General features: G+C 38.4%; 11 protein-coding genes and 1 other RNA gene. All 12 read right to left on the reverse strand.

The genetic code is table 11. The annotated features are described in order from the left end of the window. Positions 1 to 38 precede the first annotated feature (38 nt). The 12 genes from gatB to VTHSUH11_RS08015 all read right to left on the reverse strand — a co-directional run bounded on the left by gatB (position 39) and on the right by VTHSUH11_RS08015 (position 16151). A complete protein-coding gene (gene gatB / locus VTHSUH11_RS07960) occupies positions 39 to 1487 on the reverse strand; it encodes an Asp-tRNA(Asn)/Glu-tRNA(Gln) amidotransferase subunit GatB (protein WP_105093275.1) in 1449 nt (482 codons plus the stop codon). Then, positions 1484 to 2944 carry an Asp-tRNA(Asn)/Glu-tRNA(Gln) amidotransferase subunit GatA gene (gene gatA / locus VTHSUH11_RS07965; protein WP_105093276.1) on the reverse strand — a complete coding sequence of 487 codons (1461 nt, stop codon included), beginning with the start codon at positions 2942 to 2944 and terminating at the stop codon, positions 1484 to 1486. The genes gatB and gatA overlap by 4 nt, the downstream gene beginning before the upstream one ends. Before the next feature lie 11 nt (positions 2945 to 2955). Further along, positions 2956 to 3246 (reverse strand): Asp-tRNA(Asn)/Glu-tRNA(Gln) amidotransferase subunit GatC, encoded by a 291-nt coding sequence (gene gatC, locus VTHSUH11_RS07970; RefSeq protein WP_105093277.1) that lies wholly within the window; start codon positions 3244 to 3246, stop codon positions 2956 to 2958. Between the two features lie 64 nt (positions 3247 to 3310). Next, complete coding sequence (ligA, locus tag VTHSUH11_RS07975) at positions 3311 to 5311, reverse strand: NAD-dependent DNA ligase LigA (protein ID WP_105093278.1); 2001 nt, start codon at positions 5309 to 5311, stop codon at positions 3311 to 3313. A gap of 40 nt (positions 5312 to 5351) precedes the next feature. Further along, positions 5352 to 7541: a DNA helicase PcrA gene (gene pcrA / locus VTHSUH11_RS07980; RefSeq protein WP_105093279.1), complete on the reverse strand. Its 2190-nt coding sequence runs from the start codon at positions 7539 to 7541 to the stop codon at positions 5352 to 5354. 109 nt (positions 7542 to 7650) lie between these two features. Next, complete coding sequence (locus tag VTHSUH11_RS07985; RefSeq protein WP_105093280.1) at positions 7651 to 8592, reverse strand: manganese-dependent inorganic pyrophosphatase; 942 nt, start codon at positions 8590 to 8592, stop codon at positions 7651 to 7653. Positions 8593 to 8742: 150 nt separating this feature from the next. Next, complete coding sequence (locus tag VTHSUH11_RS07990) at positions 8743 to 11952, reverse strand: efflux RND transporter permease subunit (RefSeq protein ID WP_105093281.1); 3210 nt, start codon at positions 11950 to 11952, stop codon at positions 8743 to 8745. Positions 11953 to 11962: 10 nt separating this feature from the next. Beyond that, positions 11963 to 13096 (reverse strand): efflux RND transporter periplasmic adaptor subunit, encoded by a 1134-nt coding sequence (locus VTHSUH11_RS07995; RefSeq protein ID WP_059362756.1) that lies wholly within the window; start codon positions 13094 to 13096, stop codon positions 11963 to 11965. Between the two features lie 277 nt (positions 13097 to 13373). After that, positions 13374 to 13715, reverse strand: a transfer-messenger RNA (tmRNA) gene (ssrA, locus tag VTHSUH11_RS08000). A gap of 54 nt (positions 13716 to 13769) precedes the next feature. Continuing rightward, positions 13770 to 14930, reverse strand: a complete 1161-nt coding sequence (gene bioF, locus VTHSUH11_RS08005; RefSeq protein ID WP_059362758.1) for an 8-amino-7-oxononanoate synthase — start codon at positions 14928 to 14930, stop codon at positions 13770 to 13772. A gap of 1 nt (position 14931) precedes the next feature. After that, positions 14932 to 15660, reverse strand: a complete 729-nt coding sequence (locus tag VTHSUH11_RS08010; RefSeq protein WP_105093282.1) for a 6-carboxyhexanoate--CoA ligase — start codon at positions 15658 to 15660, stop codon at positions 14932 to 14934. Further along, complete coding sequence (locus tag VTHSUH11_RS08015) at positions 15657 to 16151, reverse strand: hypothetical protein (protein ID WP_105093283.1); 495 nt, start codon at positions 16149 to 16151, stop codon at positions 15657 to 15659. The genes VTHSUH11_RS08010 and VTHSUH11_RS08015 overlap by 4 nt, the downstream gene beginning before the upstream one ends. Positions 16152 to 16221: the final 70 nt, after the last annotated feature.

Raw genomic sequence — 16221 nt, forward strand, 5'->3', positions numbered from 1 at the left:
ATTATATTAAACTTTGAAACAAAAGGAGTTAATAAACCTTAGTCTTTCAAGAATTTTTGTAATAATTCATTAACCAAGCCTGGGTTTGCACGCCCTTTAGATTCTTTCATCACTTGGCCAACTAAGAATCCAATAGCTTTGCCATTGCCGCTCTTGAAGTCTTCTACTGGTTGTGGATTATTAGCAATAACTTGTTTAACGATTTCTTCGATAGCACCAGTATCAGTAATTTGAACAAGGCCTTCTTCTTTTACGATAGTATCTGCATCCTTACCGGATTCCCACATGGATACGATAACCTTTTTCGCAATTTTACCAGAAATAGTACCTTTCTCGATAAGGGCAATCATGCCAGCTAAGTTTTCTGGGCTCACCTTAGATTGAGCAAAGGTTAAGTTATTTTCATTAATCATCTTAGACAAATCACCAAGCATCCAGTTAGATACAGTCTTAGGATCTGCACCAGCTTTCACAGCCTCGTCTAAGTAATTAGCAGTCACCTTAGCCACTGTAAGGATTGTAGCGTCCTCACGAGATAAATCATATTCAGATACAAAGCGTGCAATTTTAGCATCTTGTAATTCAGGAAGTGCATTACGAGCCGCTTCGATTTCTTCGTCAGTAATAACGATTGGTACCAAATCAGGTTCTGGGAAGTAACGGTAATCGTTTTCTTCATCCTTTTTACGCATGCCAAGTGTAATGCCTTGAGCATCATCCCAAGTACGAGTTTCTTGATCTACTTTACCGCCTGCTTCGATAAGCTTAGCTTGACGCAATGCTTCATATTCGATAGCCTTTTGAATACCAGTTAAAGAGTTAACGTTCTTAGTTTCTGTACGTGTACCGAATTCAGTAGTACCGCGAAGACGAACGGATACATTACAGTCACAACGCAAGGAACCTTCTTCCATACGACCATCAGAAACCTCTAAGTATTGCAAAATAGAACGTAGTTTTTCTACATACGCTTTTGCTTCCGCACCAGAACGAATGTCTGGTTCAGATACGATTTCCAAAAGAGGTACGCCTGTACGGTTATAGTCTACATTGGAGGAATTAGAATCGGAAATAGTGTTACCACTATGGACCAATTTACCAGCATCTTCTTCCATGTGAATACGCGTAATACCAATGCGTTTTGTTTCACCATTAATTTCAATATCCAAATGCCCATTCAAGCAGATTGGCAAATCATATTGAGAGGTTTGATAGTTTTTAGGCAAATCTGGATAGTAGTAATTTTTACGGTCAAATTTATTGAAATGTAAAATATCACAATTCAAAGCTAAACCTACTTTAATAGCAAATTCTACTACTTTTTTATTAAGCACAGGCATAGCGCCAGGCAAGCCAAGGCAAACTGGGCATACATGTGTATTTTGGTCGCCACCGAATTCAGTAGTACAACCACAGAATATTTTAGACTTGGTTTTGAGTTCTGTATGAACCTCTAAACCAATGACTGTTTCGTATTTACTGCTCATAAAGAAACCTCCCCTGTGGGTGCAACTAATTGACAATCAGGTCTAGCTTGTTCGAATGTGAAAGCCGCACGTAACAATGTTTCTTCACCCATTGCAGGACCTAATAATTGCAAGCCGATTGGTAAATTATTGTTGCTCATACCAGCAGGAATACTGATACCTGGAATACCTGCTAAATTAGCTGGAACTGTACAAATATCTTCTAAGTACATAGCCAATGGATCATTGATTTTTTCGCCAAATTTATATGCTGTATTAGGAGCTGTTGGAGCTAATAACAAATCAACCTTGGAGAATGCTTCATCAAATTCATTTTTGATAACGCGACGTACTTTAAGAGCTTTCAAATAATACGCATCATAGTAACCAGCGCTCAATACATAAGTACCGAGCAAGATACGACGTTGTACTTCTGGACCAAATCCTTCTGTGCGAGATTTAGTAGACATTTCTACCAAATTATCTGCAGGCACACGCAAACCATAGCTTACACCATCATAACGAGCTAAGTTGGAACTTGCTTCTGCCAATGCGATAATATAGTACGCAGATAATGCATATTTTGTGCTAGGCAAGGAAACCTCAACGATTTCAGCACCTAATTTTTTATATGTTTCAATTGCTTCATCAATAGCCTTGCGTACTTCTGCATTAAGACCATCGCCAAAAAATTCTTTTGGTACACCAATTTTTAAATTCTTAACATCGCTTACAAGAGCCTTTGTGTAATCTACACGTTGACCTGGGATAGATGTAGAATCTTTTGAATCATGACCGGCAATGGCATTTAATACCAATGCAGCATCAGTTACATCTCGCGTAACAGGGCCAATTTGGTCCAAAGAAGATGCAAAAGCGATTAAGCCATAACGAGATACATTGCCATAGGTTGGTTTCATACCTACTACGCCGCAGAAAGATGCTGGTTGACGAATAGAACCACCTGTATCAGAGCCTAATGCCCAAATAGCAGAACCGCTAGAAACAGCCGCCGCACTACCACCAGAAGAACCACCTGGTACGCAGTCTAAACTCCAAGGATTAGCCGTTTTTGCTAATGCAGAGTTTTCTGTAGAGCCACCCATGGCAAATTCATCCATATTGAGTTTGCCCAAACTAACATAATGATTAGCATTGAGTTTTTCAATAACAGATGCATTATATGGGGGAATAAAGTTCTCTAACATTTTAGATGCACAAGTTGTAGGGTGATCCTTGATACAAATATTATCTTTAATCGCACCTGGAATACCTGCTAATGGAGAAATAGTTTCCCCTTTAGCAATGGCTTCATCTACTGCTTTAGCAGATGCTAATGCTAATTCGTGGGAATCAGACAAATACGCATGTACTACCGGCTCCACTTTTGCTTTGTGACTAATTACTGCATTTGTTAATTCTACAGCACTGATTTCTTTATTTACTAATTTAGTGTGTAATTCATGAATTGTTGCCACAGTGAAACCTCCTATTCTTGTACAACGCGTGGTACTTTAAAGTATCCGTCTTCTTCTTCAGGTGCATTAGACAATGCCAAATTATGATCTAGAGATGGTTTTAATTCGTCTTCTCTCAATACATTATGTAAAGGAACAGCATGAGCCATTACTTCTACACCGTCTAATTCTAATTCATTTAATTCTGCTACATACGTTAAGATATCTGATAGTTCCTTCTCAACACTAGCCATTCTATCTTCTTTTACTTCTAATCGGGACAGTAAAGCGATTTTTTTAATTTCCTCTTGGCTGATTTTCATCGGTCCACATCCTTTCATATCTTTTAATTATAAAGCATATGACATATATTTTCAAAATATAGGATTAGTTTTCACCTAAATCTTTAAGTAATTCTAAAAATTCTTCTTCATTAATAACGCGAATACCAAGTTCGTTCGCCTTTGTCAGTTTGCTACCACTATCTTCACCAGCTACAACAAGTGTAGTTTTCTTTGACACAGAACCCGTTACCTTAGCGCCATGTGCTTCTAGTATTTTACCAGCTTCACTGCGGCCCATAGATTCGAGTTTACCTGTAAGAACGACGATTTCCCCATCCATTTCATTACCAGCTGCCTCTTGTACATCTACGTTCATTTTTAAACCAGCTGTAATCAAGCCATTGATAATTTCAATATGTTGAGGATCCTCACGATATTCGATAATGCTATCTGCCATAGTTGGACCAATTTCTTCTACCGCTACTAATTCATCTTTAGTAATAGTCAGGAATCTATCCATAGACTTAACTACGTTGGCAATCGTGCTAGCCGCTTTTGAACCTATAAGACGGATACCAAGGCCAAATAACACTCTGTCTAAGCCACGAGTTTTAGAATCAGCGATAGCTTTTACAAGATTATCTGCCGATTTTTTGCCCATCCGGTCCATACCCATAATCGATTCCGTAGTTAAATGATATAAATCAACTACATTAGAGATTAATTTCTCATTGATTAAATTTTCTACAATGCTTGGACCAAGGCCGTCTATATTCATAGCATCACGAGAAGCAAAGTGAATAATTTGTTCCTTTTCAATAGCTGGACAATGTTTATTGGTGCAGCGAATAGCAGCCTCACCTTCACGGCGCACCGCAGGAGATTCACATACAGGACATTGATTAGGAATGGCAAAAGGAACCTCATTGCCAATTCGTTTTTCTGGTAATACGCGAATCACCTCTGGAATGATTTCTGCAGCCTTATGAATAACCACGTGGTCACCAATGCGGATGTCTTTTTCAGTAATGAAATCTTGGTTATGTAATGTGACGCGACTTACATTAGTGCCAGAAACGAATACAGCTTGTAATTCACCTGTAGGAGTTAATACACCTGTTCTACCAACATTAATAGTGATATCGTTGATAATAGTCTCTACCTCTTCTGGAGGGTATTTATAAGCCGTAGCCCATTTAGGATCTTTTGCAGTGGTCCCCAATACATCTTGATCTGCAAAATCATTGACCTTAATAACCATACCATCCGTATCGTATGGTAATTCATGACGTTTTTCGCCCCAATAATTAATAGCCTCAATCACGTCATCTACAGTCTTACATACTCGATAATGAGGGTTTACAGAAAAATGGAAATTTTCTAATGTATGCAATAATTCCTCTTGTGTGTGAATATGTGCGCCACTTTCAGAACCGATAGCATACGCAAAGAACGCAAGATTACGACTTGCTGTAATAGCAGGGTCTTGTTGACGCAAAGAACCTGCCGCTGCATTGCGAGGATTGACAAAGGTCGGTAATCCTTCTTCGTCTCGTTCTTCGTTGATACGTTTAAATTCGCTATGTGGCATATATGCTTCACCACGAATTTCAATAAACTCTGGTGCATTTTCAAGATAAAGTGGGATGGATTTTATGGTGCGCACATTGGCTGTTACATCTTCCCCCACCTTGCCATCACCACGTGTGACAGCACGAACAAAGATACCATTCTCATAGTGCAAATTAACAGCTAAACCATCAATTTTCAACTCCACCACATAGGCCTTTGTTTGATGTCCCAATTCCTTCGTTACCCGTTGATCAAAGGCGCGCACTTCATCTGCACTAAATACATTGGATAAGCTAAGCATGGGTCTGCCATGAACGACCTTTTCAAAGGGACCGTCCGCCTTAATGCCAACTCGTTGAGTTGGAGACGATGGCACAATATACTCAGGATGCGCCGTTTCTAAATCAACGAGCTCACGATATTTTTGATCATATTCAAAATCGCTCATCGTCGGATTATCTTTTACATAATATAGATACTGAGCATGAGTCAATTCTTTTTGTAATTGTTCTATTCTATCTTTAGGACTCATAATTATCCTCTATTTAATCATTTAAACGATTGATTTTATGCTAACCTTTTTTCACAGGTGCAAACTTAGCCATAACTACACGTACACCTTGCGTTGGGAATTCGATGGTCAATTTCATACCAGCCCCTTCACCGGATACGTTTACGACCTTACCATTCCCCCATTTACTGTGAATGGCCGTATCTCCAACCTTCCAATCAGCTATAACCTCATTACGAATAATTGGTTTTGTTACAGGACGACTTGTAACAGACATATGTCTTGGTACAGTTTGTTTAATATCATCCGGAACTTTCCGTTTTGCCCGCAAACCATCAACAAGTTCAGCTGGGATTTCATCTATAAATCGGGATGGTAAATAACTGCTAGTACGACCAAATACAGTACGTGTTGTAGCATTAGAAATATATAATTCCTGTTCAGCACGCGTAATGCCAACGTAGGCTAGACGTCGTTCCTCTTCGATTTCCTCAGGGTTCATCAAGGTACGGCTATGAGGGAACAAGCCCTCTTCTAAGCCACCAAGGAATACAATAGGAAACTCAAGGCCTTTAGCGGCATGCAATGTCATCAATGTAACCTTAGAATCCTCTTGTTCAAAAGAATCTACATCATTAACAAGAGCCACTTGTTCCAAGAAATCTTCGACTGTACCAGTTGGATTCGTATCTTGAAAGTCCTTAGCCACGGATAGTAACTCACCTATATTCTCCGCACGAGCTTGATCTTGTGGGTCTGTACTTTCCTCTAACTGATATAAGTATCCTGTTCTATCAAGAATAGCTTCTAAGATATCTAAAACGGATTTATCATCCATTTCCGCAACAAGAGTAAAAATAAGAATACCAAACTCTTCTAACTTTTCCTTAGTTTTACCCTTAATACTATCTACGAGATGCAATTGAGTTAAGGTCATAAATAAGGATGTACCATTTTCACGAGCATAGTCCTGTAATTTAGAAACCGTTGTAGCACCGATACTACGCTTTGGTACATTAATAATGCGCAATAGACTCAAATCATCAAAAGGATTATATAATACGCGCAAATAAGCTAGCACATCTTTAATCTCTTTTCTATCGTAGAACTTTGTGCCCCCTACCATAGTATATGGCAAAGCACGCTTAATCAACGCTTCTTCTAGTACACGGGACTGGGCATTAGTGCGATATAAAATGGCCATATCACCATAAGGTACACCGTGGATATCGTGTTTTTTTACGATAGTATCACCTATGAAAGCCGCTTCTTCATGTTCAGATTGAGCTGTAAAATGTTGAATTTTAGCCCCTTCTGTTTTATCAGTCCAAAGGTTCTTTTCAGGACGGCCTTCATTATTATCGATAACGGCATTAGCCGCATCCAAGATAATTTTAGTAGAACGATAATTCTGCTCTAATCTAATGGATGTACAATTTGGATAATCCTTTTCAAAATCGAGGATATTTTGAATATCTGCACCACGCCATGCATAAATACTTTGGTCAGCATCACCTACGACGGCGATATTCTTCCAATGCGATGATAACAAATAAGCCAATAAATACTGTGCATGGTTTGTATCTTGATATTCATCAATCATGACATACTTAAATCGTTTGCTATATTTATCAAGCACAGCTGCATTAGATTGTAGTAATTTTACAGCTACTAATAATAAGTCATCAAAGTCTAACGCATTATTTTTACGTAACTCTTTTTCATAGTATTCATAAACATCAGCTACCTTTTGTTGGTAAAAGTCCCGTGCTTGTTTTCTAAAATCAGAAGCAAACATCAATTTATTCTTTGCATCTGAAATAGCGCTAATCATAGCTCCCACGGGATAATATTTATCATCCAAATTTAGAGCCTTTAAAGCTGCCTTTATAACAACCTGTGAATCTGATGTATCATAAATTGTAAAATTGCTATTGTATCCTAAAAAATTATCTAATTCAAAGCGTAAAAATTTAGCACAGAAACTATGGAATGTACTTAGCCAAATACGATTAGCAACATCCCCCACAAGTCCTTCAACACGACTTTTCATTTCTTTAGCCGCTTTATTGGTGAATGTAATGGCTAAGATTTCATAGGGATTTACACCTTGCGCTAATAAATATGCTATACGTACAGTTAATACCTTTGTTTTCCCTGACCCAGCACCTGCTAAAATCAATAGTGGTCCTTCTGTATGTTGTACAGCTTGCTGTTGCTCCCGATTCAAGCCATCTAACAATGATTGCATGGTATCTCCTTATCTATAACATAAAATGAGTAATTATAAATTGTCATCATATATAATAAAAACGTTGCAAGAGCAACGTTTTTATTACTATATATGTCGATATCCTTTATTATTTCATAGCTCCTAAAATTGGAGGTACAATTTGTTTCTTACGAGACATTGTATTTGGTAAGAATACGGCATTGTCTTTTACATCTTTACCAAATGCATTAACAACAACGGATTCTACGTCGCCGCTATAGATCAGTGTTGTACTTTCATCAAGAATATTGGTAACCATAATGTAAGATGCAGCATAGCCGTTAGCAGTACGTAGAGATTCTAGAGCAGCTACTAATTCAGCTTGTTTAGCCAATATATCAGTTGTATCCATTACAGAAATTTGACCAATAGAAATCGTTTGGCCTGCTTCAGAGAATTCCTTCATATCAGTACGCACGATTTGATCATTTGTTAAATCAGAAATATCTGCACCAGCTTTCAACATTTCTAAACCATAAGATTCAATATCTACGCCAGCAATAGCAGCCAACTTATGAGCCATTTCTTTATCTGTTTCCGTGCATGTTGGAGAGCGGAATAATACAGTGTCAGAAATAATGGCAGACAACATTAAACCTGCAATATTTTTAGGAATCTCTTGATTGTTTTCAATATAAAGTTTCGTCAAAATTGTATTTGTACAGCCAACTGGTTCCATGCGAATAAATACAGGACCATCAGTTTCAAAATCACCTATACGATGATGATCGATAACACCACACATGTTCATAGATTTGTAGCCATCAATAATTTGTTTTGATTCATTGTGGTCAGTCAGATATAAATTGCCACCATTAGGAGCAAAATCTTCCCAATTAGTTACGATTTGTGGATGTTCAAAACCAAAGTGAGCCAAAACATATTTAGTTTCTTTGTTAGCATCACCAGCACATACAGGAGTAGCAGCTGTACCCATTTGTGTTAATAAATTAGCATATGAAATAGCAGAACAAATAGAATCAGTATCAGGACTTTTATGACCAGCCACAAATGTTTTTACTTCACTCATGTTTATACCTCTTTTATATAAATATTTCACAATATCGCCCATGCGATAATTAAATCATTTTAACTATCATATTATACCACAAAACATCTAAAAAAACACGCCTATAAGCTATGCTATAAGCGTGTTTTATTTGTGTTATGAAATTTGGATTTAGTGATTCTTTTTACCTTTCGTAAAGAATCCAGGGCCAAGTTTTTCTATGATGATGAATAGCATTGGAATGATAAAGATACCAAAGAGTGTAGCTGTTGTCATACCTGCTACTACTGTGATACCCATTGATGTACGAGCACCAGAACCGGCACCAGTGGAAATTGCCAATGGCAATACACCAAAGATGAAGGCAAAGGATGTCATCAAAATTGGACGCAAACGAATCTTAGCTGCTTCGATAGCCGCATCGACGATATCCATACCGCGTTCATCTACACGAATCTTCGCATACTCGATAATCAGAATGGCGTTCTTCGCCGCCAAACCTACCAAGGTTAATAAACCGATTTGCATGTAAATATCATTTGCTAATTGGAATCGACCGGTAAAATTCAACAAGAATGGTACTAATGCAGCACCAATCATACCAGATGGTACAGAGAATAGTACGGCAAATGGAACCTTCCAGGATTCATACAATGCAGCAAGAATTAAGAATACAAATGTCAAACCAAGACCTAGAATTAGGAGTGTTTGAGAGCCGGCTTTTAACTCTTCACGTGTTTGGCCGCCCCAATCATATGTATACCCTTGTGGCAATGTTTTAGCAGCTGCATCTTTCAATGCTTGGATGGCATCACCAGAGGAGTAACCATTAGCGGCAGAACCACCAATTTGGACAGCCATGGCATTATCGAAACGCGTAATAGATGATGGTGTACCAGTTTTTTCTTTCGTAATATAGTTAGCAACGGAAACCATTTGTCCCTTGCTATTACGAACTGCTAGCATATTCAAGTTATCTGCATTTTGACGGAATGCGTCATCTGCTTGAACAATAACCTTATAGTTTTTACCATATGATGTATAATCGTTAACTTGGATACTACCATAGAAGCCTTGCAAAGCAGTAAAAATATCAGGCAAAGCAACACCGTCTTTAGCTGCTTTTTCTCGATTAATTTGGAACTGCAAAGAAGGTGTAGCAGTATCAAATGTAGTATACACTGTTCGGATAGCTGGGTTAGTACGAGCTTCTGCAATGAAAGCTTGTGCCCGTTCAGCCATTACCTCTGCACTATCACCAGATTTATTGATGATATACATTGTAAAACCACCAGTATTACCAAGACCAGGAATAGATGGAGGATTCAATGCTACCACACTCGCTTCTGGTACATTTTTAGCAGCAAAGCCAAATACAGCACCAACCATGGCATTAACAGATTGATCAGAAGACTTACGTTGATCCCAATCTTTCAATACTGCAAAGGAAGCCCCAGCACTTGATTTTTGACCGCCACCTAAAAGGTCAAAACCAGAAACGGTAAATACTTGCTCTACATTATCTTTAATACCCGGTGTCTGTTCTAAGAAATCTTTGATTTTATCAAGAGTTTCTACAGTACGAGCAGACGTTGCACCTGGTGGTTCGTTTACTGCAATTAAGAAATATCCACTATCCTCCGCCGGCACGAAACTTGTAGGTAAGAAATGGAATACAATGCCTGTACCAGCCGCAAAAACAAGTAATGTAAGAATAGTTAAGCTCAAACGATGGCTTAATCGAGCTAGTACCTTACCATACCAATCACTAAATCGTTCAAGACCATGATTGAATTTATTAAGTTGACGATGAACGAAGTCTTCGCGTTCTTTTTGTACATGTGGTTTTAACATAGTCGCACAAAGTGCAGGTGTTAACACTAATGCCACAATAGCAGAAATAGCTACAGATACAGCAATCGTCAAAGCAAATTGCTTATACAATATACCAGTCATACCACCCATAAAGGCAACTGGAATAAATACGGCAGATAATACAAAAGCAATACCGATAACTGGACCTTGTACGTTTTCCATGGCTTTTATAGCTGCCTCTTTTGGAGATAAGCCATTATATTTTAATTCATACTCTACAGCTTCTACTACTACAATAGCATCATCCACGACAAGGCCGATGGCCAGTACCATGGCAAATAGAGTCAATGTATTGATAGAGAAGTCCAACAATACAAACGCACCAAATGTACCGAGTAGAGATACAGGAACCGCAATCATCGGAATCAATGTAGATCGCCAAGACTGTAAGAATACGTACACGACGATAAGAACAAGTACTAATGCTTCAAAGAATGTATGCTCTACTTCATTAATAGAAGCACGTACGAATTTAGTATTATCTACAACTTCATGATATTCCAAATCTTGTGGGAACGATTTAGATTGTTCTGCTAAGATTTTTTGAACATTTGCAATCGTTTCTAACGCATTCGCATCATTTTGTAAAGAAACGGCAAAACCAGCAGTTGGTCGATGTTCAACAAATAGGATTTCACCAGATGGAGCATTATTATCTCGATAGGAAGCTTTTGGAGTAAAATCATAACCCTTAGCCCCTACATCAATACGAGCAATGTCCTTTAAATGTAATACGGTACCATTAGAATTTTTGATAACAATATTGCCAAATTGTTGCTCTGTTACAAGACGACCATCAATTTTAATCGGATATTGGAATGCTTGTTCCCCATTTGTAGGGTTCTTACCAACTGTACCAGCTGCAGCTTGTACGTTTTGACTCTTAATAGCAGCTGTTACCTCTGAAAGAGTAACACCTAATTTTTGCATCTTACTAGGATCCAACCATATGCGCATTGCGTAGTCGGAACCAAACTCTTGAACAGAACCAACGCCTTTTACCCCTTTAATGGCATCCATCAAATAGTTAGTACCATAGTTTTTAAGGAATGTACTATCAAATGTACCATTAGGAGAGTTCAAGGAGAAAATATATGCCATATCACCGGATGATTTCGTAGTTGTTACACCAACTTGTTGAACCTCGGATGGCAATTGTGCAAGTGCTGCTTGTACACGGTTTTGTGTATTAACCGTGTCCATATCGGCATCGCTGCCTTGATTAAATTGGAGTGACAAGGAATAGGTACCATTACTGGAACTTGTAGACGTCATAAAGTCTAAATCCTGAACCCCAACAATTTGTGTTTCAATAACACTAGCCACAGTATCATTTACGACTTGAGCAGTAGCACCTGTGTACGCAGTGCTAACTTGTACTGATGGCGGAGAAATTTGTGGATATCGAGCTATCGGAAGGTTAACCATTGAAATAAGGCCAGCCAAAGTAATCATGATGGCTATAACAATGGCAAAGATAGGTCGATTAATGAAAAATTTCGACACGTCCTACCTCCTATTGTTTAGCTGTTTCAATTTGAGATTTACTTAATTCTGTAGCCTGTACCTTTGCACCATTTTTAACCTTAGTCAAACCATCTACAACGATTTGATCGCCATCAGCAAGACCAGATTTAACAATTGTGAAAGCCCCAGTCGTACCACCAAGTTCAACAGCCTTTTGAGATACTGTACCGTCTTGACCAATTACGTAAACAAAGTTTTTATCCATAATTTGTAAGATTGATTTTGTTGGTATTAAAATTGCATTTGATAGTTTTTCACCAGGAGAAACAATAGTAGCAAACATATTTGGTAATAATAGATGATCTGGATTAGGGAAGGAAGCTTTCAATACGAGTTTACCAGTAGAACTATCTAATGATCTTGCAGCTTGTACAACAGCACCTACACCACTTTTATATTCCTCACCATTAGCAAGGAGTAATTTTAGGTTAGTACCACTACTTTCATCACCAGAACGAGTATTCATGAAGTCTAAGTACTCTTGTTCTGTCATGCTGAATTCAACAAAAATAGGATCGATAGAATCTATAGTCACCAATGTAGTGGACCCAGCATTAACAAATGTACCTAAATCGACATCATCCATGCGTAATGTACCAGAGTATGGAGCATAGATGATAGTATCACCCAAGTTATCTTGTGCAATTTTCAATGCTGCTTGTTGCGCTTCATATGCTGCCTTAGCTTGCTCAGTCGCTGAGCGTTGTGTATCAACACGTTGACGCGCAATCGCATCTTGATTTGCCAATACTTCATAACGATTCAAATCTAGCTCAGCATTTTGATAATTTGCATTTGCTTGTGCCACATTTGCTTCTGCTGTTGCTACACTAGACTCATATTGACGAGAATCAATTCTAAATAGCGGTTGTCCCGCTACAACTTGGTCCCCACCCTTAACAAATTTTTCAACAACATAACCAGTTACACGGGCATGAACAGCTACAGAGTTCTCTGCTACAACTGTACCTGTAAATGTTTGGTCCACTTGTGCATTTTGCGAAACCACTTTATAAGAGTTTACGGCAACATCTGATGCTTGCTGTTGTTGACTACCACAGCCTGCTACCAGTAATGCGGATACCGCCAATACTGCTAACATGCGTGAATAACGAGACTTCATTACATGTTCTCCTTTTCATAACACAAAATCTATAATATCCAAATTCATAAATATCTCAATTTATTGTACTTGATTCCAAGTCGATAGTCAAGATTTCTATATACTATAAACCTTGATAAAACCTAAATTTTATCTATGTTTTTATTCGTTTAATTGTGTGCAATTTCACTCTATAGATTCTTGACATAAGTAAGAATTTGTGAACAAAACAAAAAAAATACCGAGAATATGAATCAATTAATATGATACATATTCGTCGGTATATACACATCTGATATGGTGGAGATGAGGAGAGTCGAACTCCTGTCCAAAAGCGTTGCCATATAGACTTCTCCGAGCGCAGTCTATGATTTACATCTCAAGTACCTTTCGCACACAGACAAACTAGAGTACTCCAGTTCATGTTGTCTCGCCTAATTCATATGAACGACTAAATTAAGCCAGCCTACGGTTTGACGTCCATTCACACTTGGTAGGCACAAGTATGAAGGACGTAGCTTATGCAGCTAATGCAAAATTTTCTTCTGCGTTTAAATGTTTTCCCACCGTTTAACGGCCCAATGGAACGCCGACTCGCTATCTATACCACACTCGCCCCTGTCGAAACCTTTACATCCCCATGGGTTTGTTGGTCTAATTATCATACCCCTATTACATCTTCATGTCAACCCTATCATATATTCATATCAACTAGTAAATCCCTAAGAGTATTGGCTACATAATCAAGTTGCTCTTGACTATGAGCGGCTGTGACGGTCATGCGGAGTCTACTTTCACCAACGGGAACAGTCGGTGGACGTATAGCGGTAATAATGATACCTCGTAACTCTAATTCATATGCTAGTGATAAAGCCCTCTCATTATCCCCCACAATAATTGGAAATATTGGGGTTTCATCATCACATTCAATTCCCATTGACTGTAATTTATTGGCCATATATGCGGTGTTTTCATTTAATTGTTCCACTACTAGTGGTTCATTTTTAACAATAGTAAGTGCTTCTAAGGCGGCTCCGATATCAGCAGGTGATAATGCTGTAGAGAATATAAAGCTTCGACTGTAATTAACTAGATATTCAATTAATTCCTTGCGCCCCGCAACATAACCACCAACAGAACCTAACGCCTTACTCAATGTACCAAGTTGTACATCTACATCGGTAAGTCCAAAATGATGTGCTGTACCTCTGCCATTGCCTAATACACCTGTAGAATGAGCATCATCAACCATAAGTAGAGCATTGTATTCTTTTCCTAACTCATATAGTTTATCTAATGGTGCAATATCTCCATCCATACTAAATACACCGTCGGTAATAATCATTTTATGAGAGGATTTATAATTCTTAAGAATATGCTCTGCATGCTCTATATCTTTGTGATTATACCGTTCAATACGAGCCCCACTAAGACGACACCCATCAATGATACTGGCATGGTTCAATTCATCGCTAATGATGATGCTATTTTTATTCATCAGCGCCGTAATCGTCCCTACATTAGCCATATAACCAGTGTTAAATACAAGTGCTTGCTCTGTATGTTTAAAATCTGCAATACCTAGTTCCAGTTCGTTAAACAAAGGGAATGTACCAGATGTAAGTCGGGCTCCACCAGAACCAGTTCCATATTGTTCAACCGCATATTTAGCGGCTTGTTGAACACGCAAATCATGGGTAAGACCTAAATAATTATTAGACGCCATCATAATAAATTCTTGATTATTACGTTTAACGCGTACAGCATCTATCGGCTCATAGACCTTAATACTTCTTTTATTCTGTTCTTTTTCTTTCGCTTCTAACTGGGCCCTAAAGTTTTGATAATAATCCACGTTACCACCGTACCAATACTGTTATATTCTCTAAATAATCAACAATTTCATGAATAGGCCTGTTTATATCAACAAAAAATACACGACCTCCAATAGGGTTCCCCATATCCTTCATATTAGGAATGCGATGATATACACCATTACAAGCTACATATCCTACTGTATAATCTGGATCGTCGGACCAACAAAGTTCGCCCACAATCCCTGGACAAGATTGTACCTTAGTGGCCAGTACGAGAGCTTCACGCATATGTACATTCATAGGTCTTATTTCAGTGCCACATGCATCCATATGACTTACGCGAACACCGCGCATATTGTCTTGGTCTAACCGCACACCTGTATTAGCATCCAGCAAAATAGCGCCACGCATATTACCTGGTAATTGTCCAAGTTCCGTGAAAGCCTGTTCTACGGCCTTATTGGTCACAACAGACTGTAATAACTCTTTTGCTAATTCATGCGATTCTTTTACAGACTCAGTCTGATGTTCATCAATAGCGATACAATCAACGTAAGCAATATCTTCATCGTGAACCGCATCTATACGAATATTTATAAAATCTGACTTGCCTTTACTATGCTGCAATGCACGATGAATTAAAGAGGCCGCTACAGATTCTAAATCATGTTCTTCTACTATGCGTTCAGCACCTGATATATGGCGGCCTCCTTCTTCATGCGGACCACCTTCTGCACCACGCATACGAATACTGTATAACCCCATCATCGCACGACCTTTCGTGGTGCACTATGTATAGCCATTGACACAACCTTTTTAAATACGGCCGTCATGATAGGTGCCATGATAGCAGTAAAAATCATACCAGGTACAGCAAGCATAACCATGGCAAGAGCTCCTTTACCAACATAGACGGATAGAGTTAATCGAGCTACCGTCGAAGCAATAGGACCACTTAAAATAACGCCAAGCATATGATTTTTGCAAATCCACAATAAGAAACCCACAACTAATCTAAATTGCATAGCAATAGCAACACTTAGAAAATTTTGTGTCCCCAATGCTAATCCGATAAGGCTGGATAAACAACCGCTGATGATATACTTTTTAAACCCAAATGCCGCACAAATAGCAACAGCTAAAGGTGCCGATAGCTGAAACTCAATGCCAGGCACAAGATTAGGAATTTTGATAGCACCCAAAATTGTTATCATCGCTGTTAGAATACCGATTTCTGTGATTTGCCGAACTTGACTCATTTGCTACACCTCATCATACACATGCATTGTTAACTATAAAAACTATATATTTGTTTACATTATATGAAAT

The organism is Veillonella tobetsuensis, assembly GCF_002959935.1.
Classification (GTDB): domain Bacteria; phylum Bacillota; class Negativicutes; order Veillonellales; family Veillonellaceae; genus Veillonella; species Veillonella tobetsuensis.